The 26,664-nt window shown below is 41.2% G+C and carries 30 protein-coding genes; 19 read left to right on the top strand and 11 right to left on the bottom strand.

The features are described from left to right. Window positions 1–3: 3 nt before the first annotated feature. Complete coding sequence (locus MKY83_RS18400; protein WP_003214664.1) at window positions 4–387, bottom strand: VOC family protein; 384 nt, start codon at window positions 385–387, stop codon at window positions 4–6. A 119-nt stretch (window positions 388–506) separates the two neighbouring features. On the opposite strand from MKY83_RS18400, the gene MKY83_RS18395 reads away from it, so the two are divergent. Then, window positions 507–1,688: a class I SAM-dependent rRNA methyltransferase gene (locus MKY83_RS18395; RefSeq protein ID WP_065097779.1), complete on the top strand. Its 1,182-nt coding sequence runs from the start codon at window positions 507–509 to the stop codon at window positions 1,686–1,688. Window positions 1,689–1,726: 38 nt separating this feature from the next. Here the strand turns inward: MKY83_RS18395 and MKY83_RS18390 are convergent, their stop codons facing one another. Together MKY83_RS18390 and MKY83_RS18385 are read right to left on the bottom strand one after the other, a co-directional pair. Next, window positions 1,727–2,407 (bottom strand): CidB/LrgB family autolysis modulator, encoded by a 681-nt coding sequence (locus tag MKY83_RS18390; protein ID WP_044140267.1) that lies wholly within the window; start codon window positions 2,405–2,407, stop codon window positions 1,727–1,729. After that, complete coding sequence (locus tag MKY83_RS18385; protein ID WP_012011691.1) at window positions 2,401–2,784, bottom strand: CidA/LrgA family holin-like protein; 384 nt, start codon at window positions 2,782–2,784, stop codon at window positions 2,401–2,403. The genes MKY83_RS18390 and MKY83_RS18385 overlap by 7 nt, the downstream gene beginning before the upstream one ends. Before the next feature lie 165 nt (window positions 2,785–2,949). Between MKY83_RS18385 and MKY83_RS18380 the strand changes: the two genes are divergently transcribed. From MKY83_RS18380 to MKY83_RS18365, 4 genes are all read left to right on the top strand, one after another. Continuing rightward, window positions 2,950–3,837: a LysR family transcriptional regulator gene (locus tag MKY83_RS18380; RefSeq protein ID WP_003214744.1), complete on the top strand. Its 888-nt coding sequence runs from the start codon at window positions 2,950–2,952 to the stop codon at window positions 3,835–3,837. 17 nt (window positions 3,838–3,854) lie between these two features. Continuing rightward, a complete protein-coding gene (thiM, locus tag MKY83_RS18375; RefSeq protein ID WP_044140266.1) occupies window positions 3,855–4,679 on the top strand; it encodes a hydroxyethylthiazole kinase in 825 nt (274 codons plus the stop codon). Beyond that, window positions 4,666–5,334, top strand: coding sequence for a thiamine phosphate synthase (thiE, locus tag MKY83_RS18370; protein WP_044140264.1), 669 nt, complete (start codon window positions 4,666–4,668; stop codon window positions 5,332–5,334). The genes thiM and thiE overlap by 14 nt, the downstream gene beginning before the upstream one ends. Before the next feature lie 134 nt (window positions 5,335–5,468). Beyond that, a complete protein-coding gene (locus MKY83_RS18365) occupies window positions 5,469–5,843 on the top strand; it encodes a nuclear transport factor 2 family protein (protein ID WP_044140263.1) in 375 nt (124 codons plus the stop codon). Window positions 5,844–5,869: 26 nt separating this feature from the next. Here MKY83_RS18365 and MKY83_RS18360 read toward each other — a convergent pair whose 3' ends face one another. From MKY83_RS18360 to MKY83_RS18350, 3 genes are all read right to left on the bottom strand, one after another. Continuing rightward, window positions 5,870–6,208 (bottom strand): DUF4288 domain-containing protein, encoded by a 339-nt coding sequence (locus tag MKY83_RS18360; protein WP_044140262.1) that lies wholly within the window; start codon window positions 6,206–6,208, stop codon window positions 5,870–5,872. A gap of 335 nt (window positions 6,209–6,543) precedes the next feature. Continuing rightward, the gene (locus MKY83_RS18355; RefSeq protein ID WP_044140261.1) at window positions 6,544–8,088 is read right to left on the bottom strand and encodes a cation acetate symporter; all 1,545 of its coding nucleotides are present in this window, start codon (window positions 8,086–8,088) and stop codon (window positions 6,544–6,546) included. Then, window positions 8,085–8,399 carry a DUF485 domain-containing protein gene (locus tag MKY83_RS18350; protein ID WP_044140260.1) on the bottom strand — a complete coding sequence of 105 codons (315 nt, stop codon included), beginning with the start codon at window positions 8,397–8,399 and terminating at the stop codon, window positions 8,085–8,087. Before MKY83_RS18350 ends, MKY83_RS18355 begins: the two co-directional genes overlap by 4 nt. 331 nt (window positions 8,400–8,730) lie before the next feature. Here MKY83_RS18350 and MKY83_RS18345 point away from each other — a divergent pair, with 331 nt between their 5' ends. Beyond that, the gene (locus MKY83_RS18345) at window positions 8,731–9,348 is read left to right on the top strand and encodes a YkgJ family cysteine cluster protein (protein ID WP_065097780.1); all 618 of its coding nucleotides are present in this window, start codon (window positions 8,731–8,733) and stop codon (window positions 9,346–9,348) included. 259 nt (window positions 9,349–9,607) lie between these two features. After that, the gene (locus MKY83_RS18340) at window positions 9,608–9,985 is read left to right on the top strand and encodes a hypothetical protein (RefSeq protein WP_044140257.1); all 378 of its coding nucleotides are present in this window, start codon (window positions 9,608–9,610) and stop codon (window positions 9,983–9,985) included. Between the two features lie 466 nt (window positions 9,986–10,451). Here the strand turns inward: MKY83_RS18340 and MKY83_RS18335 are convergent, their stop codons facing one another. Next, complete coding sequence (locus MKY83_RS18335; protein ID WP_126268974.1) at window positions 10,452–11,030, bottom strand: hypothetical protein; 579 nt, start codon at window positions 11,028–11,030, stop codon at window positions 10,452–10,454. 607 nt (window positions 11,031–11,637) lie between these two features. Between MKY83_RS18335 and MKY83_RS18330 the strand changes: the two genes are divergently transcribed. From MKY83_RS18330 to MKY83_RS18320, 3 genes are all read left to right on the top strand, one after another. Continuing rightward, window positions 11,638–11,805, top strand: a complete 168-nt coding sequence (locus MKY83_RS18330; protein ID WP_155758699.1) for a hypothetical protein — start codon at window positions 11,638–11,640, stop codon at window positions 11,803–11,805. 342 nt (window positions 11,806–12,147) lie between these two features. Next, a complete protein-coding gene (locus MKY83_RS18325; protein WP_065097782.1) occupies window positions 12,148–13,275 on the top strand; it encodes a RapH N-terminal domain-containing protein in 1,128 nt (375 codons plus the stop codon). Beyond that, the gene (locus MKY83_RS18320; RefSeq protein ID WP_044140254.1) at window positions 13,265–13,549 is read left to right on the top strand and encodes a hypothetical protein; all 285 of its coding nucleotides are present in this window, start codon (window positions 13,265–13,267) and stop codon (window positions 13,547–13,549) included. The genes MKY83_RS18325 and MKY83_RS18320 overlap by 11 nt, the downstream gene beginning before the upstream one ends. A 247-nt stretch (window positions 13,550–13,796) precedes the next feature. Here the strand turns inward: MKY83_RS18320 and MKY83_RS18315 are convergent, their stop codons facing one another. The 3 genes from MKY83_RS18315 to MKY83_RS18305 form a co-directional block, all read right to left on the bottom strand. Continuing rightward, a complete protein-coding gene (locus MKY83_RS18315; RefSeq protein WP_044140253.1) occupies window positions 13,797–14,465 on the bottom strand; it encodes a glycosyltransferase family protein in 669 nt (222 codons plus the stop codon). Continuing rightward, window positions 14,458–15,147 (bottom strand): class I SAM-dependent methyltransferase, encoded by a 690-nt coding sequence (locus MKY83_RS18310; protein WP_044140252.1) that lies wholly within the window; start codon window positions 15,145–15,147, stop codon window positions 14,458–14,460. Before MKY83_RS18310 ends, MKY83_RS18315 begins: the two co-directional genes overlap by 8 nt. A gap of 298 nt (window positions 15,148–15,445) precedes the next feature. Further along, the gene (locus MKY83_RS18305) at window positions 15,446–15,586 is read right to left on the bottom strand and encodes an anti-repressor SinI family protein (protein WP_003215413.1); all 141 of its coding nucleotides are present in this window, start codon (window positions 15,584–15,586) and stop codon (window positions 15,446–15,448) included. A gap of 456 nt (window positions 15,587–16,042) precedes the next feature. Between MKY83_RS18305 and MKY83_RS18300 the strand changes: the two genes are divergently transcribed. Then, on the top strand, window positions 16,043–16,426 hold the full coding sequence (locus tag MKY83_RS18300) for a GtrA family protein (protein ID WP_034620336.1): 384 nt from the start codon (window positions 16,043–16,045) through the stop codon (window positions 16,424–16,426). 27 nt (window positions 16,427–16,453) lie between these two features. Further along, window positions 16,454–16,711 (top strand): hypothetical protein, encoded by a 258-nt coding sequence (locus MKY83_RS18295; protein WP_003215318.1) that lies wholly within the window; start codon window positions 16,454–16,456, stop codon window positions 16,709–16,711. A 35-nt stretch (window positions 16,712–16,746) separates the two neighbouring features. Here the strand turns inward: MKY83_RS18295 and MKY83_RS18290 are convergent, their stop codons facing one another. Then, complete coding sequence (locus tag MKY83_RS18290) at window positions 16,747–17,592, bottom strand: AraC family transcriptional regulator (protein WP_003214606.1); 846 nt, start codon at window positions 17,590–17,592, stop codon at window positions 16,747–16,749. Between the two features lie 176 nt (window positions 17,593–17,768). Between MKY83_RS18290 and MKY83_RS18285 the strand changes: the two genes are divergently transcribed. The 7 genes from MKY83_RS18285 to qoxC all read left to right on the top strand — a co-directional run bounded on the left by MKY83_RS18285 (window position 17,769) and on the right by qoxC (window position 26,663). Then, complete coding sequence (locus tag MKY83_RS18285; RefSeq protein WP_080772969.1) at window positions 17,769–18,953, top strand: galactokinase; 1,185 nt, start codon at window positions 17,769–17,771, stop codon at window positions 18,951–18,953. After that, complete coding sequence (gene galE, locus MKY83_RS18280; protein WP_044140251.1) at window positions 18,953–19,945, top strand: UDP-glucose 4-epimerase GalE; 993 nt, start codon at window positions 18,953–18,955, stop codon at window positions 19,943–19,945. Before MKY83_RS18285 ends, galE begins: the two co-directional genes overlap by 1 nt. A gap of 34 nt (window positions 19,946–19,979) precedes the next feature. Further along, complete coding sequence (gene galT / locus MKY83_RS18275) at window positions 19,980–21,500, top strand: UDP-glucose--hexose-1-phosphate uridylyltransferase (RefSeq protein ID WP_065097783.1); 1,521 nt, start codon at window positions 19,980–19,982, stop codon at window positions 21,498–21,500. A gap of 4 nt (window positions 21,501–21,504) precedes the next feature. Then, window positions 21,505–22,587 (top strand): aminopeptidase P family N-terminal domain-containing protein, encoded by a 1,083-nt coding sequence (locus tag MKY83_RS18270; protein ID WP_065097784.1) that lies wholly within the window; start codon window positions 21,505–21,507, stop codon window positions 22,585–22,587. 516 nt (window positions 22,588–23,103) lie between these two features. Further along, window positions 23,104–24,060, top strand: a complete 957-nt coding sequence (gene qoxA / locus MKY83_RS18265) for a cytochrome aa3 quinol oxidase subunit II (protein ID WP_106066372.1) — start codon at window positions 23,104–23,106, stop codon at window positions 24,058–24,060. Window positions 24,061–24,087: 27 nt separating this feature from the next. After that, entirely contained in the window at window positions 24,088–26,046 is a 1,959-nt protein-coding gene (gene qoxB / locus MKY83_RS18260) for a cytochrome aa3 quinol oxidase subunit I (RefSeq protein ID WP_003215069.1), read from the top strand. Further along, on the top strand, window positions 26,046–26,663 hold the full coding sequence (gene qoxC / locus MKY83_RS18255) for a cytochrome aa3 quinol oxidase subunit III (RefSeq protein ID WP_034321973.1): 618 nt from the start codon (window positions 26,046–26,048) through the stop codon (window positions 26,661–26,663). Before qoxB ends, qoxC begins: the two co-directional genes overlap by 1 nt. The last annotated feature ends 1 nt before the right edge of the window (window position 26,664 follow it).

Here is a 26,664-nt window from a genome sequence, read left to right as displayed (position 1 = left end):
ATATTAGCGCTGGAAGAATTCGATCCATTCTTGGTCTGGCCCTCTGAAAAAGAAGTAGCAGTATCCATTTGGTAGCGTCGTAATTTCTTCATCAATTAATTCGATTTGCAGCTTTTGAATACGATTGAATTCAGCATGAATATTGTCTGTTGTAAAGGCAAGATGGTGAACCTTTCCTTCAGATGGCAGATCGCTGCTGTACCCTTGGATGAGCTCAATTTCCGTTTCTGCCTCATCTTTAAAGCCGAGAAATGCAAGCTCAATGATTCCGTTTGTATGAGTGATGCGATCCTTTAATTTCATGCCCACGACTTTTTCATAAAAATCAATGGACGTATCAATATTTGAAACCATAATACCTGTATGATCTAATCGTAATGTCGTCAAAAAAAGAGCCTCCTCTATGGTGTGTTGATATTTTTCTCCTCATCTTATCATAATAGAAGTAACGTATACATTCATTATGATAGGATAGAGAGAGTCAATTTAGGATAAGGATGACACGAATGAAAAAAATCTCATTAAAACAAACATTTGCAGAACAAGTGAAAAAGGGATATCCGCTCATTTCTAAAGATGCTGTATCACATGTAAACGGTGTGAAAGAAGGCGAGCTGATTGAATGGGTGGATGAGCGAGGCGCCTTTTTGGGAAAAGGATATTATGGTGTGCAAAATAAAGGGATCGGCTGGGTACTTACTATTGATGCTAACGAAAAAATAGACCACGCCTTTTTTGTCTCCAAGCTTGAGCAGGCAGAGAAAAGCAGAACGCATTTATTTCGTGATGCACAGACGACTGCTTTCCGTGTGTTCAACGGAGAGGGAGATGGCATTGGCGGGTTCACGATTGATCATTATGACGGTTTCTATCTCATCCAGTGGTATAGCGAAGGAGTGTATACATTCAAGGCGGAAGTATTGGCTGCACTTGAGCATGTATATCCAGACTATAAAGGCATTTATGAAAAGAAACGATTTGATACGTCTGGACAGTATATAGAAGATGATGATTTTGTAAAGGGAGAGAAAGGTGAATTCCCTCTCATCGTGAAAGAAAATGGCATGAACATAGCGGTTTACTTAAATGATGGTGCGATGACAGGCATTTTTCTTGATCAACGTCATGTGAGAAAAGCAATTCGAGATCGTTATGCAAAAGGAAAGACCGTGCTCAATACATTTTCTTACACAGGCGCTTTCTCCGTAGCAGCAGCACTTGGCGGAGCGAGCCGGACGACAAGTGTAGATGTCGCAAACCGCAGTTTGAAAAAAACATCTGAACAGTTTGAAGTCAACGATATAGATGTGGACGGGCAGGATATGAAAGTCATGGACGTCTTTAAGTACTTTCCGTTTGCTGCGAAAAAAGGATGGACCTATGATCTTGTCATCTTAGACCCGCCTTCCTTTGCACGCACGAAAAAGCACACATTTAGTGCGGCGAAGGATTATAAGAAGCTATTAAAAGAAGCCATCCAAATCACAGCTGAGAACGGCGTCATTGTGGCATCAACGAATAGCAGTGCATTTGGTATGAAGAAATTCAAAGGATTTATTGCGCAGGCCTTTAAAGAATCAGGGCAAACCTATCGTATCCTTGAAGAATATACACTTCCTGAGGATTTCCGTACGACGAAGAATTATCCTGAAGGAAATTATTTAAAGGTTGTCTTCATACAAGCATAAGAAAAAAGCCATTTTCCGATAAAGGGAAATGGCTTTTTTTATAAGGCAAACGACATGAGGATAGGCGCTGCACATAAAGTAATGATGGCTGAAAGAATCATCGACACACTTGAGATCGTCCCTGAGACGGAGCTCATTTCAAATGCCTTCGATGTTCCTGCCCCGTGTGCACCTGTACCAAGCAGGACGCCCATGGCAATGTCATTATCAATACGGAAATAACGAATGATCATTGGACCGATGATTGACCCAAACAGTGCGGTTAAAATGACGAATACTGCCGTAACGGACGGCATCCCGCCAATCATTTCTGACACACTCATCGCCACTGGTGTTGTGACCGACCTTGGGACAAGACTTTCAATAAGGCCTGTATCCAAATGAAACAACTTCGCGATAAATGCCGTAGATAGAATCGCAATGACAGAACCGCAAGCCACATTCAAAATAATTTCCACTGCATGCTTCTTCAGAATGTGAAAATACTTATAGAGGGGAATGGCGAAAGCAACAGTCGCAGGCTGAAGCATATTCGTGAGCCATTTCCCGCCTTGATTGTATGCGTCGTAAGGAATATTGACGATTAACAGAAAGACGACAAGGACAAGCGGTGTCACAAGTAATGGGGAGACATAGACCTTCGGGTGTCGTTTATACACCGCTTTTGATCCGAGATATAAAAGAACTGTTAAGATCAGAAATAGTGCGCCAACTAACATAGCTTTTTTCGCTCCTTTCTTTTCGCAATCATTTGCGTCATGATACCAGTCGAGAGCATGACGACAAAGGTACTCAGTAAGACGACAAGGACAATACTTGTACCAGATTGAGAAAGCAATGTTCCATAATCAATGACACCAACGGCCGATGGGATAAAGAATAGCAGCAGTTCTCCGAGCAGCCATACGGCACCAAGTTCAATCCACTTTAATTGAATAATTTTAAAATGAAGTAATAAGAAAATGACCAGAATGCCTAAAATCGTACCCGGTATTCTTAAATGCAAAAAGGCCGCGAGCACATTCATCAATTTCGCAAAAACAAACAAAGCCATAATCTGAAGGACAGCAATCAGCGGCGTTTTGAGCAATTTCACTTTCTGTTCACTCCTTTTTCTATATAAATTGTTCACTGTTTCACAAAAACATGACAACGTTCCAATTGATTAGCTTACTTTAAAGTGTACAGCACGTTCAGTTATAGGTAAAATACATATATCGAATAATTAGTATTCCTTTTGTCTATAGGAAGGATGAGTCATGTGGACATTAGACATTTAACATATTTCTTAGAAGTGGCGAGGTTAAAAAGCTTCACAAAAGCATCACAATCTCTTTATGTGTCGCAGCCTACCATTTCCAAGATGGTCAAAAATCTCGAGGATGAGCTGGGGGTGCAGTTGTTTTATCGGAATGGCCGGCAGGTTGAAATGACAGATGCTGGACAAACGATGTATACCCAGGCGAGTGAAATCACACAATCATTTCAAAATTTAACGAGCGAGCTAAATGATCTAATGAATGTCAAAAAAGGGCATATTCGCATCGGGCTGCCGCCGATGATTGGATCGAGTTTTTTCCCGAATGTCATGGGAGAATTTCGTCAGCAGTATCCTGATGTCACATTTCAATTAGTGGAGCACGGCTCTATTAAAGTAGAGGAAGGGGTAGAGGATGGTTCGTTAGATATTGGTGTCATTGTTCTGCCTGCAAATGATAAAATCTTTCATACGTACACCATTATTAAAGAGGACATGAAGCTCGTGACGCATCCATCACATCCGATGGCAGGTCGAGATAAGGTTGATTTAGCTGATTTAAAGGAAGAGTCCTTTATTTTTTTTCGAGAAGACTTTGTTCTGCATAGCCGGATATTGAATGAATGTATGAATGCGGGCTTCCGGCCCAATGTCATTTATGAAACGTCTCAATGGGATTTCATTAGTGAGATGGTAGCCGAGAACTTGGGGATTGGCCTTCTGCCTGAGCGGATCTGCCGTGATCTTGATCCTGAAAAGGTGAAAGTCATTTCCTTAAACACGTCGATCCCATGGCATTTAGGAGTCATTTGGCGAAAGGATCGCTATTTGTCGTTTGCGGCAAGAGAATGGTTAAAGCATACGAAATCCTATGTGTGGGGAGCAGAGTAAAAGGGAGGACGATATGGATGAAAACAAGTGACGTGTCTCATTTATTGGAAAAGGTTCGAGCGGAAAATCCACTCGTCCATAATATCACGAACCAAGTCGTGACGAACTTTACAGCGAATGGTCTGCTTGCTTTAGGCGCTTCGCCAGTCATGGCAAATGCCAAAGAAGAAGTGGCTGAAATGGCGCAATTAGCCGATGCGCTTGTGCTGAATATTGGCACACTGACCAAGGAGACGGTGGAGGCCATGATTCTGGCTGGACAATCTGCCAATAAAAAAGGGATACCTGTTCTATTAGATCCTGTCGGCGTTGGTGCGACAGCGTTTCGAATGAAAGCGGCAAAACAGCTGTTAGAGCAAGTGAACATGACAGTTGTCAGAGGGAACGCTGCAGAAATTGCTCATTTACTTGAAGTGGATGGCTGGGAGTCAAAAGGCGTGGATGCGAAAGCAACGAACGGAGATGTATCGGCACTAGTCAAACAAGCGGCGAGGACACTTCAGACCGTTGTGGTGATCACTGGGAAAGTCGATGTAGTGTCAGATGGAGAGGACGTGTTGTCTATTCATAATGGACATGAATGGCTCACCAAGGTGACGGGGACCGGCTGTTTACTGACGTCTGTCATCGGGGCATTTTGTGCAGCAGGTGAAAGGCCGCTTCACGCGTCGGCAGCTGCTCTATTGTTTTATGGTGTCGCAGCTGAAAAGGCAGCTCAGTACACCCAGAATAAAGGGCCAGGTACGTTTCAAATGGAATTGCTCAATGCACTCTCACACACAACTGGCGATGATGTGTTAACGATAGGGAAAATAGGGGGAATGTCACATGACAAAGGCTGATCAACAGCAAATTAAACAGCAATTATCGGTTTATTTTATTATGGGAACAGCGAATACAAGCCGGCAACCGCTTGATGTTTTGAAAGAGGCGATTCAAGGCGGGATCACCATGTTTCAATTTCGAGAAAAGGGTGAGGGAGCCTTGCAAGGAGAAGAGAAGAAACAATTGGCTCGCCAACTTCAAGTACTTTGCCAAGAAGCGAATGTTCCGTTTATTGTAAATGATGATGTGCAGCTAGCGATAGATCTTGATGCAGATGGCGTTCATGTTGGCCAGGAAGATACAAATGCAGTAGACGTCAGACAAAAAATAGGGAATAAAATATTAGGTGTGTCTACGCATAACCTAGATGAAGTAAAACAAGCCATGAAGGACGGCGCAGATTATGTCGGCATGGGCCCAGTTTATCCAACAGAAACGAAAAAGGATACACGCAGTGTCCAAGGAGTATCATTGATCACGGAAGTGCGTCATCATGGTCTTCATATTCCGATTGTTGGCATCGGGGGCATCACATATGGCAATGCAGCACCAGTCATACAAGCAGGGGCAGATGGTATTAGCATCATCAGCGCCATTAGCCAGAGCGCTGATCCTAAAAAAGCAGCAGAAGAATTGAAAGCACTTGTTGCATCAAAAAAAGTATCTCTTTAATCTGGAGGAGACATGGATTGACTCAATTCATGTCTTTTCTGATTTCGGGGAAAATAGACAGGTGTGAAACAATTGTGTACAATCAAATTGTTCGATTATTGTCGAAATGACAGGTAAATAAAGGAGAATGAACAATGGAAGTGCTCGATACGTATTTTCGCCGCTACGATGAAGCTGGAAAAGGGCAAGAACAAATGGATGAATTGCTCGCATTGTTTTCTGACGATGTCATGATTGTCTTAAATGGTACAGAGAAGCCTGGGATCCAAGCGTTTACACAGTTTTTAAACACATTTTTCCACGTGCATGAAGACATCAAGCATATGTGGGATGGATGGAAAAAAAGAGAAGACGGAAAGTATGAAACGAACTGGGCCGTTTGCGGGAAACTTTCGGATGGCCGTGTTTATACAGCAGAAGGAATTGATATTGCAGAACTGGACGACAAAGGAAAAATCGTTTATTTAGAAAACGTTCCGAAAAATCCAGAGTTATTTCAGCGCTATTAAAAAGCCGGCTCACCTGCCGGCTTCTTTTATTTGTCTAAAGAATAAGCCTCGATGGCTTCTTTCACCGAAGTTTCTTTATCAAAAATAAGGTGGCGGCTGTACACTTCACTTAAATGCAGTGGTTCTTGATCTAAGTCATCTAGAAGCTCAAAGACATCTAATATAGCTGCTAATTTTTTGGTCGTTTGTCCACCTGCCGCATTATCAAAGGTTTCTTCTAGAAAGCTCTTTTGGATGATATCTTTTACTTTACGATGGTTTTTTGCACGCACCAAAATGATCCGTTCTTCAAATATTTTATCGGGCATACTGCTTGGTGATGAGATGGATTCAAATAATAACTTGGCAGAATATATCTGACGCATCAGTAATGTCACTTCTTTCTTGCAGCTTTTTCATTGTACAAATATGAGTTCCTCAACGTGTGAATTGATTTCCAGTATGTGTATATCATGATAACATATGAGTGATGTGGTGTAGGAGAAATAGATCTATAACGGGGGGATAAGCATGAAGAAAGTGATTGATAATAGAGGAGAAGTGCATGAAATTTTGTTGATCATCGTCACCTTATGCTCTCTTATCACGTGTAGAAAATTGGCCAGGTTAGAAAAGTATAAAAATAAGTTGAAGGGTCAATTTATACCTTACTAAGGAAAAGAAGAACACAAAAAAAGCCGGCTCATCAGCCGGCTTTTCCTTAAGAATCAGTATCCATATGCATCCCTGTATGTGCCTTTACTTGTATTTCCGTAAAGGTGTCTTCATCTGCTTTTTCAGAGGAGGAGAAGATCGTGCCTAAGTAAGCGGCAAGAAATCCGAGTGGGATCGAGATAATTCCAGGGTTCGACAGCGGGATGAGCGGATCTCCTGTAAAGATGGCTGCTCCCGATGGGTCCCAGACGCTTGGGCTGAGCGAGACGATAATCAGTGCGCTCAGCAGTCCTACTAAGCTCCCTGCAATGGCACCTGTAGAATTAAATCGTTTCCAAAAGACAGTGAAGATAATCAATGGTAAATTTGCACTTGCTGCCACTGCGAAGGCAAGTGACACAAGGAAAGCAACGTTTAACGATTGGGCAAATAATGCGAGAATGATAGAAAGAATGGCCACGCCGATGGAAGCAAAGCGTGCCGCTTTTACCTGTTCCCGTTCACTCGCTTTCCCTTTGCGGATGATCTGACTATAAAAGTCATGCGCAAAGGCAGACGCGGCGGATAGGACGAGACCAGTTACCACTGCCAAAATGGTCGCAAAGGCAATAGCGGAAACAAAGGCAAATAACAAATCTCCTCCAAGGGCTTGGGCAAGCAGTGGAGCGGCCATATTTCCTGCTGCATCTGCTGCTGTGATCGCTTCTGTTCCAACAAAGGCAGCAGCACCGAAGCCAAGGAAAACTGTCATTAGATAAAAAATACCGATGATCCACGTAGCGGATAGAACAGATTTACGTGCAGAAATGGCATCCTTCACCGTATAAAACCGGATCAAAATGTGCGGCAAACCTGCTGTCCCAAGCACTAGAGCAAGGTTCAAAGACAGGGTCTCTAAAGGCACATCATATTTATTTCCCGGGTGAAGAAATGCCCCACCGAGCGGGGTCGCTGTTTTCATCTCCTCAAACATCTTCAGCAGGCTAAAATCAAACTTTGCAAATACAAGCAGTGAAATAATCAGTGTCCCAAGCATGAGAAGTACAGCCTTTGTAATCTGTACCCAGCTGGTTGCGATCATGCCACCAAACACGACATAAATGGTCATCAAGACACCGACGATCAGTACCGCAATCCAGTAATCAATGCCAAGAAGCAGCTTGATTAATGCACCTGCCCCAACAAGCTGTGCAATCATATAAAAAGTAGAGACTGTGATTGTGTTAAACGCAGCAACTCCTCGAATGGCAGGACGCTTAAATCGTGCAGCGATCATATCGGCCATCGTATATTTCCCTAGATTTCGAAGCGGTTCAGCTACAACGTAAAGTACGACAAGATACGCTACTAGAAAGCCAATGCTATAGAAAAAGCCATCAAATCCATTTAACGCGATCATTCCAGCGATTCCTAAAAATGATGCGGCAGACATATAGTCCCCAGCGATGGCAAGTCCGTTCTGAAATCCAGTCAGACCTCCACCTGCTGTGTAAAAATCGCTCGCATTGCTCGTTTTCTTCGCAGCAAAATATGTGATGACCAATGTGAGCCCTACGATCGCTATGAATAAAATAAAAGCGGTCATGCTCATTCGTCATCACCTCTCGATTCAATTTTTAAAGCGCTTACATATTTGTCGAACTGAGCTGCTTTTCTCGCATAAAGTCCACATAATACCCAAGTCATCACAAATTGTGTGAGGGCGAATAACCAAGCCCATGAGATCGCACCAATTGCCGGCTTGTTCAAAAAGGTGAAGTAGGATGTAGCAACCGGAAGTGAAAAGTAAAAGAGAAAAAAGAAAATCGTCATCGGTACGATAAATCTGCGTTTTTCCTCGAGAAGTTTTCGAAAATCCTCTGAAGCGGCAACCTTCTTATAATGAACTTTTTTGTCTGCCATTGTTTCCTCCTTTGTACGAATTAGGGACAAGGTACTCCAATGCATATGAGACGATCTGGTTGTTTATGACAGTATATCATAAAAAAGGCACCCGAAAAGGGTGCTGAGCCTGATCAAAACATGACTTTATCTTGAGGTATTGTGTTAAGTCGAGAAGGGGCAAGCATTCTATTATATGAAATATCGGCCTTGGAAGAGTGAAATATGGAAAGGTTACTGACCGTCTTGCAGGCGCAAGATGGTATTTTTTGCTTCGTACTGGCTTAGTAATCTATGATAAATTGTTTAGGAAATTAATGGGTTGATCCTGTTGTTAGAGGGGGAAAGGCAAATGGTTAAGGCAATCTCAAGAAATGACCCGTGTTTCTGTGGTAGCGGTAAGAAATATAAAAAGTATCATAAGGACATTCATCCTGAATCAAGGGCTGCACGGCTTATCGAAACACAAAAAAAGTACCAACGAAAAATAGAAGATTATCAAGAATCAACAGGTAATATTCCTCAATGTCAAGAGGGGTGTTATAACTGCTACTATGAGGATTTTTCTATAACTGAAATTGAGTTTGAATTTATTATGCATGAGTTGAAGACTTGGAGCAAAGATCGAGTAGAAAAAATATATGATACTGCTTTGGATCAGTGTGAAACAATTAAAAATGAAAGACCTGACACCTGGAGAAATTTAGAGATATATAAACCAAAAGACGATGGCACAATACTTGCTGAACAAATGAAGAAGCACATGACAGTTAGACTGAATAGCTTTCCTTGTCCACTACTTGATCCAGAAACAAAATTATGTTCAGTTTACGATTCTCGTCCGCTAGTTTGCCGTTCTTATGGTTCAACTCATCATAGAATCAATCAAGCTACTCGTGTTCAGGTATGCGAGTATATACCTCATTCTGTAGAACACGCTGCAATAACTCCTACTGTTGATGCAGTATAATCATTATGATAGCCCAATCAATTTTAATCAGTCACTTGAACAGGCAAACTTATACACTTTAAAAGGATTTAATCTGATTTAAACGAGATAAAAGACAATATTCGTGAAATCGTTTCGCTTGTATAGTTGGCCACACTTTTTCATTCGTGTTTTAGCTCATTTTGGATCTTCCAGGGCAGCTGTTTTGTTCGCATTCTCTCCACACAACAAAAAACTGAAATTCGTTATTTTAACATGAAACTTAAAGGAGGATTTAGACATGGCAACTATTAAAGAACAATATTTAGAGCAGCATACAGAATTTAAACCACCATTTCAAAAGGAAGAAGCAACAATCATTATTCAGGAACAGAGTAGCCAACCGACTTTAGACTTTGCTTTAGCATTGTTGCCGACATTAGGAAAGGTCACACGTATTACGCATTTTAGAAATGGTCAAAAAGTGAGATATTATACGTATGTGGAGACTGTTGCCTATAAATTATTTATTGACCAAGGTTTAGCCAGTAATTATAACGGCGAAGGCAGCCACGCTTTTCAGTCATTTTTAATAAATGTGGGAATTCCAGAAGAAGAGGTTTCTTTCATAACAAAGTCCAATGGTGAAGATGTGGCCGTAATTGAAATAGCTTTATAAAAAGGGTATTTTGAAGTCGAGGATCAAGGAGAAAATCGTATTATGGAATATAAATTAGTACCGGTACACGCCGGCATACCCGAAATGGAATAGTCGCGCGCTATAATCTTTATTGAAACATACAAGGATGGTATGTTAGATAAAGATGATAAAAATTCATTCCAGAGAGGTTTTCAACTGTGCCTTATAGATTTCGGATATAAAATAGTGGAAAAGTGAAAATCAACATAAGAAGCCGTTAATGGCTTCTTTTTTATGTAAAAAGGGTTGTTTTACTAGGAGAAGAATGTGAGGGCTTACCGATCGTCTGCACGCTGCAACACTTTCTATACGCTTACCACTAATTAATGCAGAACCAAAATATTTTCAGGAATTTCAAAAATTTTGTGTTGAAGTCTTATATTAAGAGTAAGCAGGCTCTTACTGGAGCCTGCTTTTTTTATTTATTGTTGCTTAACAGTTATTTTTAAGGTATTTTTACAGTATATGCTAAATTAACAAACATAATATTTACGCCTACATCAACTTTCTTATATTTGTTTTTAACTGCCCATGCAACAGCACCAGAAGTTCCAGCAGTAATAGCCGCAGCTGCTCCAGCACCCCATGGTCCGGCAGCAGCAATTCGACTTGTGTACCAACCGATATATCCGGCTGCAAATCCACCTGCTACTATGGCATTCATGCTTCTAACTTTCGGTCCTAATTTGAGGTGTAAACCTACAAAACCTAAAGTCTGCATGTCACCTTTTTTCTCATTCTCTTCAAAGCTAAATTCTTCTGATTTCATTGAAGTCATTAGTAGACTGTCGTGTTCTGAAATTCCCATTTCCATAAGGGTTTCTTTATCAGCTGTAAAATGAATATTTCCATCCTTATCTAATTCGAAGTAATTAGATAGTTTCTCTGCTAATTCCAATTGTTTTTTATCTACACTGACTGGAGGGGTCTCATTATTACCTTGACTGGCATGACTAATCATTGGAGAAGAGAAACCAAATGTAATAGTAAGCACACATAACACTACTAGAAATTTTTTAAACATACGTACCACTCCTATTTGTTTTTTGGGGTAACGCATACATGATATTTCCTTCTATTGGGGTGGAATACTTAGAGGTTAAGGAGAGTAATAAAATGTATTTATTCTTATTCACTTTGATTTATTGTGTAATCACACAGATGTTGAGTTTTTCCTTTGAGATGTCTTTTGGTGTGTACTTGATAGGTTTAGCTTTAATCAAAGGACTTTCTAGTGTGGAAATTAAAGACATCTTTAATTTCAAAAAGACAAGGGACGTGTTCAAAGAAAACAGATTTATAGATTCTTTGATGGAATTGTTTTCTTTGGTAATAGTGTTTATTAATGCATACATAATTGATTATGAACCATTCTCTCCCTTTGAGTTTGTTTATACTTTTTTCTTGCTTGTAATTCTGTATAGGTTCCTATTTTGGGGGATCATAAGAGAGTCAAAAAAATGGTTGCATAAAGAAGCATAGGAGACATGGATTTATAAGAATCACTCACTTTCTTTGATATATTTCCATGCTACCATTTATTTCTTGATAATTGGTAATGTGATGGAAATTTTCTTTTTGGGTTGCGGTGACCGCAATATAGGTTCTTTTATTAGGGAGGATAATTTATGATGACTGTAATACCAGTATTGATGATGTTAATTGGTGCTTCTTATTTTGCTGTTTATATGAAAAAACGTAAAAATAATAAAGAAAAAGAGATGGGTTATAAAGTTGTTTTTGCCGTTGTTTACTTTTTACTGAGTGTCCCATTTATCAATATGGTCATCACTGGATAATAAAAAACAGGCTGAAGAGCCTGTTTTTTTGTTTCTTAAAATACATGGCGCCTATTTCAAAAACACCACCAAGAGCGTTTATATTCGATTCTAAGCACCTTTATTTATGTTCGGGTATTTATCCATAGTGTGATGCTTCAAGAGCGCTTATATGGGATTTAAATGCACTTGCCATTTTAACTGCTGCGATAGCATCTAAAAACCGATATGTCTTGTGCTCTACTTGCTTAAAAAGTGCTTGCGCCATGCCGAAAATTTTACATATGAATGGATAAATAGGGATTTATTAGGAATTATTGTGCTAACATTTATTAAAAATTGGTTTTCTAGGGGGGATTGTAGATGGCGTCTATACCGTCTCCAGTTGTAGCGATCAAGATAAATGAATGGTATAAGCATATAAAAAGATTCAATGTTAAAGAGGCCCAAATACTAAGAGAAGAGGTTAGAAAAGATATCGATGTCATGGAAGAAGATGAACAGGCGGTTCTTTATTTTCAGTTGATGGAGTTCCGTCATCAATTGATGACAGACTATGTGCAGCCTTCTAAAGAACCACTTGAAAAATCGGATTACTTGAAAGCTGTAGAAGGACAAGGAAAGAAGATGTCAGCCATTCTTGAATACTATTTTAATTTTTTTCAAGGAATGTATGAATTCAAAAATGGTGAGTTTATTAGAGCTATTGTGTTCTATAAGCGCGCGGAAAAGCGCTTGGAGCAAGTAGGGGATGAGTTAGAAAGAGCGGAATTTTATTACAAATTATCAGAAGTGTTTTATCACATGAAACAGACACACGTGTCTATGTATTACGTTGGTCTTTCTTATGATACTTATAAGGCACATAAGAGTAATTCACTTTATATGATTCTAGAAATTAATTGTCTAACTGTTATGGCAGGTAATTTCATTGATTTTGAATGCAGAGAAAAGGCGCTTCCTCATTTATTGTCAGCTTTAGAAAAATCTAAGGCAATTTCTAATAAGCCAATGATTGTGAAGTCATTATTTAATACTGGGTGTTGTTATAAAGGATTAGGTGATTTTAATAGGGCGCTAGCTTATTTTAATCAGGTTATTCTAGAAGGAGAGCCTATTAATGCTACAGAGTTGCTTTTGGTTTATTATGAATTATCGTTATTTCATTTGAGTCAAAAGGAATTTATTGAGGGTGAAAGATTTTTCAAAAGAGGCTTGGAAGAAGCGAAGAATAGAAAAAATGATCTGTTTTTATCGTTGCTGATGGTATTGGAAATTTTATTTTTAAAAACAGCAAACCTAAGTGAAGTCTTGAGCTCGTTGGAAAAATTAGAGAATGAGAGGGGTTATCCATATATGGAAGACCTAGCGCTTGAAGCGGCTCGGTACTATAATGAGAATGGGCGTATGGATGAATCTGTAAAAATGTATGAAAAAGTGATGTACGCCCGAAAACAAATCCAAAGGGGCGACTGTTCATATGAATTTTAAAACGGTTCTTACTGGTTTTTTGAGTGCTTCAGCATTGCTAGGTGTGATCTCTTTATCATCTGTCGATTTTGATGTGAATTCAAGAAATGCTACTTCTCCAGAATCCACTGATCTGACTGTAAGGAATGCTACAGGCAGTAGCGTTACTTCTGAGGATTTTCCTCTTATAACTTTATCTCAACAAGATAACGATTTTGCTGTGAGGAATGGAACCCGTTCTAGTGAAAATCCTGATGTTCGTTTTGGAACACGTGATTCTAGATTATCTACTTGATGAATCAAACAGACCTTTAGGGTCAGGCTGTCGAGAAAATCTCGACAGCTTTATTTTCTCGGAAAGGTTATCGGTTCTACAAATCAGATCCGAAAGCATGTGCTCCGTGACCTTTTCTTGAAAACTGCACAAGATCTCAAAAGCACCAAAAGACTCATTCTCACCTAACATCATGATGTGGAAAATAAAAAAGAATGTAGAAAAACATGAGTTTCTCTACATTCTGGTCACCCGAAAAGGGTGCTTTCTATCGATAATTTGCAAGAAATGTTTGTCTCGCTTTTTCATACGCTTCCGCATCAAAATGATCTCCGCATTTGTGGATGCACCAAGGCTCTTCTTGCCTCGCAATTCCAACCTCATAGCCCTGTTGCATGAATTCAAAGGATTGCGAAACATCATAAAAATGAAAGCCATCAAAGAGGTCCTCACGCCACTTCACATCATATTGCGTCGCCATGAAAAGACCATCAATCGCCGAAGCGTTCATATAATCTTGCGCTTCTGCCTGTTGACGACCACTTTCAAACGAAAGCAGCTGATAGGTGTTGTGACGATATTCAATGACTTTCCCCCTGCAATCAGAACTCTCCCACCAAATCCCATTGTCAGGCACGCTTTCTGCACCTATGACCCCAATCATCCCAAGTGATGGATGCTGTAAAAAAAGCGGGATCAACTCAAGCAGCATATGCTGTTTGACAATCAAGGTATCTTGATGAAGATAAATTTTAAACTGAGCTGGATGAGTGATGGCTTCATTATAAGCAGAGGTCATACTGGATGCATGTCTAATTGGCAGTACCTCCACATGATATCCATGGGGAGCAGGAAGTGAAGCGAGCTGCCGAAAGCAAGCCTGAAACATGGCCTCATCATTTACACATAAAACAAACAGGATGGTGGGGTTACTCATGAAGCTGAACCGCCTCAACCACATACTGATAGGCGGTAGCGGCCTCATGAAAATCTGAACGAATGCCATGCTTCATGAGTAATTCATGTAAATCAATCATTATGCTCTCATAGGAAGGATGCTGTACGCGAATGGTTTCGAGTTCGCGAATACGAAAGCCTGCTGAATGAAAGAGTGCATGAATTTCATGAAGAGTGAAGAAACGTAAATGAGTTTGATCCATTAATCCTGCATCTGAATAAGTGAATCTGCCGGCTAATAATTCTAAAACGGTTGATATGTGACCGATATTCGGAATGGATGACAGGATGGCTCCTTCTTTTTTAAGGAAAGGTTTGACCTTCTTTAAAACGGCCCACGGATCCAATAAATGTTCAAGGACATCTCCGAATATAATGCAGTCAAATTGTTCCTGTTCGTAAGGGAGCGTCATCTGTTCAATATTTCCGCATAGCACATGATCTAGCTCTTGCTCAGCCTCTTTTGCTGCATTCTCAAACGATTCAATTCCATAAATGGTCCGGCCCTTTTGTTTCAGGACTTTTCCAAGCTTGCCTGTGCCGCATCCGATATCCAATAAAGACGTCCATTCCTCACGAATACGGCTGACAATGACCGGGTTCACGCCATGATAATACTGATCCTTTTTTTGGTGATAATAGGAAAGGGAATCTGAACTCACGCTCTACCCACCTTTCTGCTTTCTCATTGTTTTCATGCTTAATATATGGGTGGGGAGCTTGGTTTTATAACGAGAGAAGAACAATTTTTATGAATGGTGGCTAAAAAGGGATCATATAAAGAACGGGAAACGGACTGTCCTCCTAATATAGAAAGACAGAACCCCATGAGTGGAAGGGATTGGTATGAAGGGGTGTTCTACTGTAGCGTATCGTCATGAAAGGATTTTTAAAAGGTCAATTGACAAGTCAGAACTTTTAGCCAAAGCAGTCTGAAAGACAAAGGATAACGGCGTTGATTTACGGTTTGTTTATCATCTTCTGATCACCGTTGGATGTTAAAAAAGCTTGTATTTCTTCGATGGCTAGTCCAATTTTTTTCGCTTCCTGAATCAAATAAACCCACTCTTCGTCAACTCTTCTTTTCACTTGCGTATCCATAATATCCTCCAGTTCAATAAGACATATTCATCTGCAACCAATGACTTGAACAAACCGTCTAGTAACTGTACGTGTGGATGAAAACAGCGCAAAATAGATTTTGTCGAAAAATGATGACATTTAACCTATTTTGTAAAATCTATCACCTACCACGTTCCTAAAAAAATGACTAAAAAACCCATAAATATTGATTTCTTACTTCTAATAATAAACAATTGTAAAGTCAGTTAAAAGATTATAAATTAAAATAATGAAAAAGACCTAAAACATTTGGCTTATATAAACCAATTAGGTTGACATTTGCCATCGAGTAGAACAAATTTCATCTGTGCAGGACGTACATATTGTTCGTTTGGGAAGTTCTTCTCAAGATGGTATTCTAAAAGAAACAGAAACCACCAAGAAGGAATGAAGAAAGACATGTATAGCCTTTTTCAAAAGTATCAAGAAGTTGTCATGTATCTTGTGATGGGTGTGTGTACAACCATTGTCAACATAGTCAGCTTCTACTTATTCGTTGAGATGTTTTCCATGGATTATAAAACAGCTACAGTTGTTTCATGGGTATTTGCTGTTCTCTTTGCTTATATCACCAATAAGAAGTATGTCTTCAAACAAAAGGCTCGTGATACGAAAAGCCTTATGCGTGAGCTTTCTTCATTTTTTAGTGTTCGTCTCATGTCTCTAGGTGTAGATCTAGGGCTGATGATTTTATTTGTGACCCAAATGGCGCTCAATGAAACTGTCGCAAAAATTCTTGTCAACTTTGTGATTGTGGTCGTGAATTATGTCGCCAGTAAATGGTTCGTCTTCAAGAAAACAAAAGAAGATGCGATTTAACACATGAAAAAAGATAGGTGATGTGAAATGAGCAGCAGGCCAGACGAATTATATGATGTCATATATCAACAAACAGAAAAGCAGCATGAACAAGTGCTGAGGCTAGTCAAAGAAATGACCGCACATCCAGAAGCGTTTTCGGAACAAGAAAAGGAAAAGATCAACCGAATGGACATTGCGCTTCAAACAGCAACGGACATTTTGGAAAACTTAATGACACCTGACACGCAAATGACCATTGTTTTAAGACAAGGGAGAATCCATGTTGACCTGACGAAAGCGTAAAAGAAGCAGCCAATTGTGAAAGCGGCTGCTTTTTATTATGCATCGCTTGTTTCCCGCAGTTGCTTTGGAGACATGCCGATTTTCTTTCGAAAGACTTTATTCAAGTAATTCGCATTTCTGTAGCCGCACTGTATGGCGATTTCTTCAATCGAGTATTTTGTTGTTTTCAGTAACGTTTCCGCCTTTTCTAACCGGATATTGGTTAGATAGTGAATAGGTGTGAAGCCAGTGGCCTTTTTGAATTCCCTCGTAAAATGACTTTTGGATAAACGTGCCGCAGCTGCCATATCGTCCGGGCCAATTTCCTCGTGAAAATGATGGCTGGCAAACAAGGCCGCTTGAACGATGGGCTCGGGCCATTTCTCCATTTGTCCCTCAAGCTTTGGCAAATATGAATACAGTTCCATGACAAATTGATAAGCAAGGCTAGACCCCTCAAATGGATTGGTAATCCGTCTTTCACTGGCTTCATCATAAATGGTCTTGAGCAGGCGGATCGGTCTGGAATTCGGATGAAAACGCATGACCTGCTTTCCTTGGTCAATAAATTGGTCAAAGCAAAGATCGCAGGCTTCCCCGTAAAGCGTTAAATAGAGAAATTCCCAATGCTCACTGTCTTCTGGAAAATAATATTGGTAGGCACTTGGGCTTTTCACGAGAAAGGCCTGACCCGGCAATACTTTGAAACGTTTCTCTCCGATTTCAATCATGCCATGTCCAGACAGTGTGAGCTGAAAGATGCACTTGCCCTGATCCTTCCGCTCCACGCCATTCCAGCTATATAACGAAGAAGATTGAACTTCCCAGCCAACAGACCAGATTTGTGCTGGCAATGTCACATCAGAATGGTGAAAACGAAATGCAAATGCTTCTTTCTTCAAATTGGAAACCCTCCTTCACAGCAAAAAACAACCTTTTTCTATTTAGAATCATGTTACACCTCATATCACATCGTACCATTCACAGCAAAAAAAGGGTATTTTTTAACGATTTTTTTACCATTGAACTGATGCTGCTGGGACAACTAAAATAAAAAGTATCAGAAGAGAAAAGGGGAATGGATATGATCGATACGTTACGCGCGGCATTTCACCAGCAATTTGGAGATAGAGAAGAACTGCGCTATTTTTTTGCCCCAGGAAGAGTGAACTTGATTGGTGAACATACAGATTACAATGGAGGACATGTGTTTCCATGCGCGCTTACTCTCGGGACGTATGCTGCTTGTGCAAAGCGGTCAGATGGCCGCGTGAGAATGTATTCCTTGAACTTTGATCGTGATGGTGTGAAAGAATTCAATCTTTTTGAAATCGCTTACGTAGAATCGGACGGCTGGGCAAATTATCCGAAGGGTGTGTTCAAACAGTTTATAGAAGCAGGAATGAAGATAGAAGAAGGCTTTGACATTGTGTACAGCGGCAATATTCCAAATGGCGCAGGTCTGTCTTCCTCTGCCTCCATAGAGCTTGTCACCGCTGTTCTCATCAATGAATGGTATTCATTCAGCGTTTCAAATGTCCGTCTTGCCCTTCTTTCACAGCGTGCAGAGAATGAATTTATTGGTGTCAATTGCGGGATCATGGATCAGTTTTCGATTGCCCTTGGAAAAGAAGATCACGCCATTTTGCTCAATTGTGACACCCTTGCCTTTGAATATAGTCCGTTTCGGCAAGAGGGACTGGCGCTTGTCATCGCCAATACAAACAAAAAGCGGACACTGGCTGATTCCAAATACAATGAGCGCCGGGCAGAGTGTCAATCCGCTTTAAATGATCTTCAGAAAGAAATCGACATCACCCACTTATGTGAGCTCACTGCGGATGAATTTGCAGGGATTGCCCACTTGATTGAAGATGACATCTGCCGCAAACGGGCAAGACATGTCGTGACGGAAAACGAGCGAACGATGAAAGCAGTAAATTTTCTGAAAGATGATAAAATGGAAGAACTAGGTGGGCTCATGAAGGCTTCTCATCTTTCTTTAAAGAATGATTATGAAGTAACAGGACTTGAACTAGATGCACTGGCTGAAGCAGCTTGGCGGCACCCGGGGACGATTGGCTCCCGTATGACAGGTGCAGGCTTTGGCGGATGTACGATCAGCATCGTGAAAGAAGAGCTGCTAGATTCATTTATAGAAGAAACTGGTGCGATATATCAAGAGAAAACAGGTGTTCAAGCCTCTTTTTACACAGCTGGAATTGGAGGCGGCGCAAGAGGACTCACAAAGGGGGAAGTGTGATGACAATTTTAGTTTGTGGAGGAGCAGGGTACATAGGCAGTCATGCGGTGGCGGCTCTTCTAGTGAAAGGCGAACGAGTAGTGGTAGTAGATAATTTGCAGACAGGCCACAAAGAAGCTGTTTTGGAAGGAGCTGTCTTAGAGGAGGGTGATTTACGAGATCACGCCTTTTTAAGACAGGTGTTCAAATCGCATCAAATAGAAGCGGTCATGCATTTTGCGGCAGATTCACTCGTCGGGGAGAGTGTGACAGATCCGCTTAAGTACTATGACAACAACGTCGGCGGAGCAACTGCTTTACTACATGTCATGAATGAATTTGATGTGAAACATATCGTCTTTTCTTCAACTGCTGCTGCATACGGTGAACCGAAGCGGGTGCCGATCGTTGAAACGGATGAAACGAACCCAACGAATCCATATGGAGAAACGAAACTAGCGATTGAAAAAATGCTGAAGTGGTCTGAGCAAGCGTATGGAATAGAGTACGTGGTACTTCGCTACTTTAATGTAGCTGGTGCTCATACAGAAGGACTTGTCGGAGAGGATCATCAGCCTGAGACGCATCTCATTCCAATTATTCTGCAAGTTGCTCTAGGAAAACGGGATCAAATGATGATTTATGGTGATGATTATGAGACAGAGGATGGCACGTGTATTAGGGATTACATTCATGTGATGGATTTAGTAGAGGCACACATCTTAGCTGTTGACCGGCTGCGTGCTGGAAAAGGCAGTGCGACCTACAACTTAGGGAATGGAACAGGGTTCTCCGTGAAGCAGGTCGTAGAAGCTGTTAGAAAAGTCACGGGGCATACCATCCCGGCACAAGTGGCAAAAAGACGCGCGGGAGATCCAGCAAAGCTGATTGCTTCTTCTGAAAAAGCACTGCAAGAATTGGGATGGACACCTCAATATGCTGACCTTCACACGATCATTCAGAGTGCGTGGGATTGGTTTCAGAAGCATCCAGATGGTTACCAAAGTGAATAAAACGTAAAGGCAGGCAAGAGAGGGGACAGAGGGAATGGCGATTGATATTTTTGAAAAGCTGGAACAGCTGATTCAATATGGGATCAATAAAGAGCTAATGACATCACTAGATATCGAATATACGAGAAATCGACTGCTTGAGGTACTCAGGCTCGATGAAGCGGAAGCAAGAACAGTCTCAGGAGAAGAAGACCTTGAAGACATCTTAATGCCGATGCTCGATTGGGCAGTAGAAACAGGGATTATTCCTGAAGGGACAGATACGTATCGTGATTTACTAGATGCGAAAATCATGGGCTGCTTGGTGGCTCCTCCAAGTGTTATCTATGCGAAGTTTGAAGAGAGACGCAAGCAAGAGGGACCGAAGGCAGCTACGAGCTGGTTCTATGAGATGCAGCAGCATGCCCACTACATTCATACAGGCAGGATCGCCAAAAATGTACAGTGGTTTACACCAACAGACGATGGCGTGCTGGAGATCACCATTAATCTATCAAAGCCAGAAAAGGACCCTAAAGCCATCGCTGAAGCGAAGAAGCTCAGTCAAAAGCAATACCCTCTTTGTCTCCTTTGTAAAGAAAACGTTGGGTTCGAGGGGCGGATCAACCATCCAGCGAGACAGAATCACCGGATTATTCCTGTGACACTCTCAGATGAATCGTGGTTTCTGCAATTTTCACCTTATGTGTATTACAACGAGCACTGTATAGTGTTCAAAGGCAAACATGAGCCAATGAGCATCACCAAAAAGACCTTTGAACGACTGCTTTCCTTCATATCTATATACCCGCACTATTTCATTGGATCGAACGCCGACCTTCCGATTGTCGGAGGCAGTATATTAAGTCATGACCATTTTCAAGGCGGTGCGCATGAATTTCCGATGGCGAAAGCAGAGATGGAAGAAGTCTTTTCTCTCAAAGCCTTTCCAAATGTGCGAGCTGGCATTGTGAAATGGCCGATGTCTGTGATCCGACTTCGAAGTAATGAGCGGAAGTCGCTCGCAGACGCAGCAGACTTTATCTTACATGAGTGGAAACTGTATTCAGATGAAGTGGTGGGGGTCATCGCTCATACAGGAGAGACACCTCACAACACCATTACACCTATTGCGAGGCGTCACGGGGATGACTATGAATTAGATTTAGTGCTTCGTAATAACCGTACAAACAAGCAGCACCCGGACGGCATTTTCCATCCGCACGAAGAAGTCCACCATATTAAAAAAGAGAATATCGGATTAATTGAAGTCATGGGCCTTGCTGTGCTTCCTGGTAGATTAGCAGAGGAAATAAGTCAATTAAAAGAGGCTTTGCTATCTGAAAGTCCACTTGAAGAAATCAAAGCCCGTCCTGCTATCATGAAGCACGAGGCTTGGGCGAAGCGGCTGCTTGAAGAGAACACCTTTACAGAGGACAATACCGAAACCATTTTACAAAAAGAAATTGGCTTTATTTTTTCTCGAATTCTCTCGCAGGCAGGTGTGTTTAAAAGAACTGAGCAAGGGAAAACAGCTTTTAACCGTTTTATTCAAATACTTCAAACAGGCAGGTGATTAGATGATTGAACAAGTAAGAGAATTAATGGAAGAAAAGCAGCTTGATGGTGTTTTGATTCAAAAGCGAAATAACTTCTCCTGGCTGACAGGCGGAAGAAGGAATCATATTGTGTTAAATACGCCAGAGGGCGTGTGCCAGCTGCTCGTCTTAAAAGACGACCTCGTCCTCATTGTGAATCAAATGGAAGAAAAGCGGATCATTGAAGAGGAAATGGCGTACGTCGATCATCCGTTTCAAGTGGTCACAATGGATTGGTATGAGGATGAGACCCCATACATTCAAGAACTCACAAAAGGTAAACGAATTGGGACGGACATTCAAATAGATGGATTCGAATGGATCGAACCGGATTTGTCGCATGTTCGCTCGATCCTAACCGCCTCACAGCTCAGACAATATGAAACACTGTGTCATGAAACAGCGGTCATTGTAGAAAGTGTCTGTCAAGAAATCGTTCCAGGGCAGACCGAGCACGAGATTGCTTCGCTTGTTGCTCAAAGAGCCATTACACAAGGGATGACGATAGAAGTCCTGCTTCTGGCAACCGATGACCGGATCCATCAATACCGTCACCCGATTCCAACAGATAAAGCTCTTCAAAAGCACGCGCTTGTTGTTCTCTGCGCGGAGCGGCACGGGCTCGTTGCGAATGTCACAAGGTCTGTTTACTTTGGTCAGCTTCCGAAGGAGCTTGAAGAGAACAAAGAGCGTCTAGCACGAATTGACACGGTCATGAATGCCGCCACTCGTCCTGGGGGAACATTAGGAGATGTTCTGAAAGCAGGTATTGCTCAGTACGAAAAAGAGGGCTTCCCTGATAGCTGGAAAAAGCTTCATCAAGGGGGAAAGACGGGATTTGTATCTAGGGAAATCATTGCTGTTCCCTCATCGAAGGAAGAAATTCAGCTTCATCAAGTGTTTACATGGAACCCTTCATTGCCTGGACTGAAATCAGAGGATACGATTGTTGTAGAAAAAGAGGGCAACCGATTTTTAACGTATACAGGCAAGTGGACGTACATGGACATTGAACATGAAGGGAAGATCTATAGACGACCTGACATCTTAGTGAGAGATGAATAAATGCAGAGTGCCGGCGCTGAGCCGGTTTTTTGCTGGAAGTCTTTAGCGAGATTCCACTAATTCAGCATCATTACCAATTCTTACAGCGTATACACAGAGGATCGATACTTTCTTTTCTTGTGAACTTGCGTTAAAATGAGTAAGGTTTTTGTTAAATGTAGGGATACCTATTTTGAAATTGTTTACCTAGATAAAATTTCATTAAGTTAAATTGAAATTTGACCAAACTTTTTTATTGTGGTAAACCTAAATTTGACAAAGTTCTTGATTGTTTGTCCTTTGCCTTCAACTCTCAACTTTTCAAAATCCTAGAAATTTATTGTGTGTGCAATAATATAAATTTATGTCGAATTTATGACATTTTAATAGAAATCTGTTGAAAAATAAATGAACTTTTGAAAAAAGGGAAGCTAACTGTAACAGATTTTGATAGCATTACAAAGGGAAGAAAAGTTTTCGAAGGCAGATGGCTTTTCACAATTATTCAGCAATTTATACATTATCTAAGGAAGGATGGTGATCTTCTTGTTCAGAGCCATTAAACCTATGCTTTTATTAGCGATGCTCGTGAGTGTTTTTGTATTAGGAGGTTGCAGCAATATCGCTGTTTTAGATCCTAAAGGACCTGTCGCAGCACAACAAAAAGACTTAATCCTTTTATCCATCGGATTCATGCTCTTTATCGTTGGTGCGGTATTTGTACTGTTTACCATCATTTTGGTTAAATACCGCGAGCGTAAGGACGTTGGAAACGCCTCTTATAACCCAGAAATACACGGGAACACGCTTCTAGAAGTTGTCTGGACAGTGATCCCAATATTAATCGTTGCTGCCCTTTCAGTTCCAACTGTAAAAACAATTTACTCTTTGGAAGAGGCACCTCAAGCAACAAGCCATAAAGATCCTCTTGTCGTTTATGCTACAGCTGTTGATTGGAAATGGATCTTTAGCTATCCAGAGGAAAATATTGAGACAGTGAACTACTTAAACATTCCAAAAGATCAGCCGGTTTTATTCAAAATCACTTCTGCTGATACAATGGCATCACTATGGATTCCTCAGCTAGGCGGGGAGAAGTATGCGATGGCTGGAATGGAGATGGAACAATATCTTCAAGCTGATCAAGTTGGCACATATGAAGGAAGAAACGCCAACTTCACAGGCGAGGGCTTTGCTCAGCAAAAATTCAAAGTCAATGCGATGACGCAGTCTGACTATGATAAATGGGTAAGCAAAACGAAAAAAGAAGCACCAAAGTTAACGAAGAAAACGTATGACTACTTGATGCTTCCTGATGCTGCAGATGTGCAGACATTCTCATCAACACATTTATCCTTTGCGAAGCATGGAGAGGATTCTGAATACGCACTCCAAGCACGCAAACGTTTAGGTTACAAATCAGTTTCTCCGCATTCCAAAACAGATCCTTTCGAGAATGTGAAGAACTATAAAAGAAAACTAGATAATGAATAAACTGACTAAGGAAAGGAGGAGGCCGTTATGCATTTGAAATGGGATGAGTTTTTTGTAACTGGAGACCCATTAATTCTTGGTGCGCAAATATCTATCGCTCTTACTTCCATTGCTATCGTGTTTGTTTTAACCTACTTTAAAAAGTGGAAATGGCTCTGGAAAGAATGGCTAACATCAGTTGATCATAAAAAGCTTGGGATCATGTATATCCTTGCTGCTGTGATTATGTTCTTCCGCGGTGGGGTAGACGGACTGATGATGCGCGCACAGCTGGCGCTTCCTAATAATACGTTTTTAGATTCCAACCACTATAATGAAATTTTCACAACGCATGGTACGATCATGATTCTATTCATGGCGATGCCATTTTTAATTGGTTTAATCAACGTCGTTGTACCTCTTCAAATTGGTGCACGTGACGTTGCATTCCCTTATTTGAACAACCTGAGCTTCTGGACATTTATGGTCGGAGCGATGCTGTTCAACATTTCCTTCGTCATTGGAGGATCACCAAGTGCAGGCTGGACGAGTTACATGCCGCTCGCCGGAAATGATTTCTCACCAGGACCTGGACAGAACTATTACTTGCTCGGGCTCCAAATTGCAGGTATTGGTACACTTATGACTGGTATTAACTTCATGGTGACCATTTTAAAAATGCGTACAAAAGGTATGACGCTTATGCGTATGCCAATGTTTACATGGACAACGTTGATCACGTCTGTCATCATCGTATTCGCATTCCCTGTACTAACAGTTGCTTTAGCACTTATGACATTTGATCGTTTATTCGGTTCTGCATTCTTTACACTCGAAGCAGGCGGTATGCCAATGCTTTGGGCGAACCTTTTCTGGATTTGGGGACATCCTGAGGTATATATCGTGATCCTGCCGGCTTTCGGTATTTTCTCAGAAATCTTTGCGACGTTCTCAAGAAAACAGTTGTTTGGTTACAAAGCGATGGTTGTATCGATTGTGGCAATCTCTGTTCTTAGTTTCCTTGTGTGGGTTCACCACTTCTTTACAATGGGGAACAGTGCAGCGGTTAACTCATTCTTCTCGATTACAACAATGGCAATTTCTGTACCAACAGGTGTGAAAATCTTTAACTGGCTCTTTACGATGTATCGAGGCCGTATCAGCTTTACTTCACCAATGCTTTGGGCACTTGGTTTCATCCCGAACTTCGTTATCGGTGGTGTCACTGGGGTTATGCTTGCGATGGCAGCTGCGGATTACCAGTACCATAACACGTACTTCCTTGTATCCCACTTCCACTATGTATTAATCGCAGGTACTGTATTTGCATGTTTTGCTGGTCTTGTTTTCTGGTATCCAAAAATGTTTGGTTACAAGTTAAACGAAAGAATCGGCAAATGGTTCTTCTGGGTATTCATGATCGGATTTAACATCTGTTTCTTCCCGCAGTACTTCTTAGGACTGCAAGGAATGCCAAGACGTATTTATACGTATGGACCAGAAGATGGCTGGACTGCACTAAACTTTATTTCAACAATTGGTGCATTTATGATGGGTGTCGGATTCATCATCCTGTGCTACAACATTTACTACAGCTGGAGACACGCGAAACGTGAAGTGTCTGGCGACAGCTGGGGAGAGGGACGTACTCTTGACTGGGCGACATCTTCTGCAATTCCGCCGCATTATAACTTTGCAGCACTTCCAGAAGTGACAACACCAGATGCATTCCATCATTGGAAGCAAAACAATGTAGACGTTCATCCTGAAAAAGAATTCAAGAAAATTCACATGCCGCACAATTCAGGCAGACCACTTATCATGTCTGCATTCTTCGGACTTGGTGCATTCGGCCTTGTATTTGAATGGTACTGGATTGGCGTTATTGGTTTAATCGGTGTATTCGCAACAATGATTTTACGCTCATTTGAATATGACGATGGCTACTATATTCCTGTTGAAGAAGTGATTGAAACAGAGAAAAAGAATAAGGAGGCGCAGAAGTAATGGGACATAATGATAGCAGCTATGCAAATGCACCGCTTGAATATCAGTCTGAAACGGGACGTTTAAACATCCTTGGTTTCTGGATATTCCTTGGCGCGGAAATCGTGTTATTCTCAACACTTTTTGCGACCTACTTTGTTCTTCATGGCAGAACAGCTGGCGGCGTTTTACCAGCTGAGCTGTTTGATATGAAGCTTGTATTGATCATGACATTCCTGCTATTGGTTAGTTCATTTACATGCGGGATTGCCGTTCATGAAATGCGCCGTGGAAGTACAAAAGGGGTTGTCATTTGGACGATCCTCACACTGCTTCTAGGTGCAGGCTTCGTTGGGTTTGAGATTTACGAGTTCTTCCATTATGTACATGAGGGTGCGAGCATTCATACAAGTGCGTATTGGTCTGCATTCTTTGTACTCTTAGGAACTCACGGATTACACGTATCCATCGGTATCTTCTGGATTACCGGGGTCTTGTTCCAAATTAAAAAACGTGGATTAACTCCACAAACAGCATCGAAGATTTTTATCTCAAGTCTATACTGGCATTTCCTTGATGTTGTATGGATTTTCATCTTCACAGCTGTTTACTTGATCGGATTAGGGGGGCTTTTGTGAT

Origin of the sequence: Bacillus sp. FSL M8-0266 (assembly GCF_038613425.1) — a bacterium.
In the GTDB taxonomy this organism is placed as follows: Bacteria; Bacillota; Bacilli; order Bacillales; family Bacillaceae; genus Bacillus; species Bacillus pumilus.
Note: the sequence above shows the minus strand (reverse complement) of the source record. Positions and strands in the feature narration are given on the sequence as shown.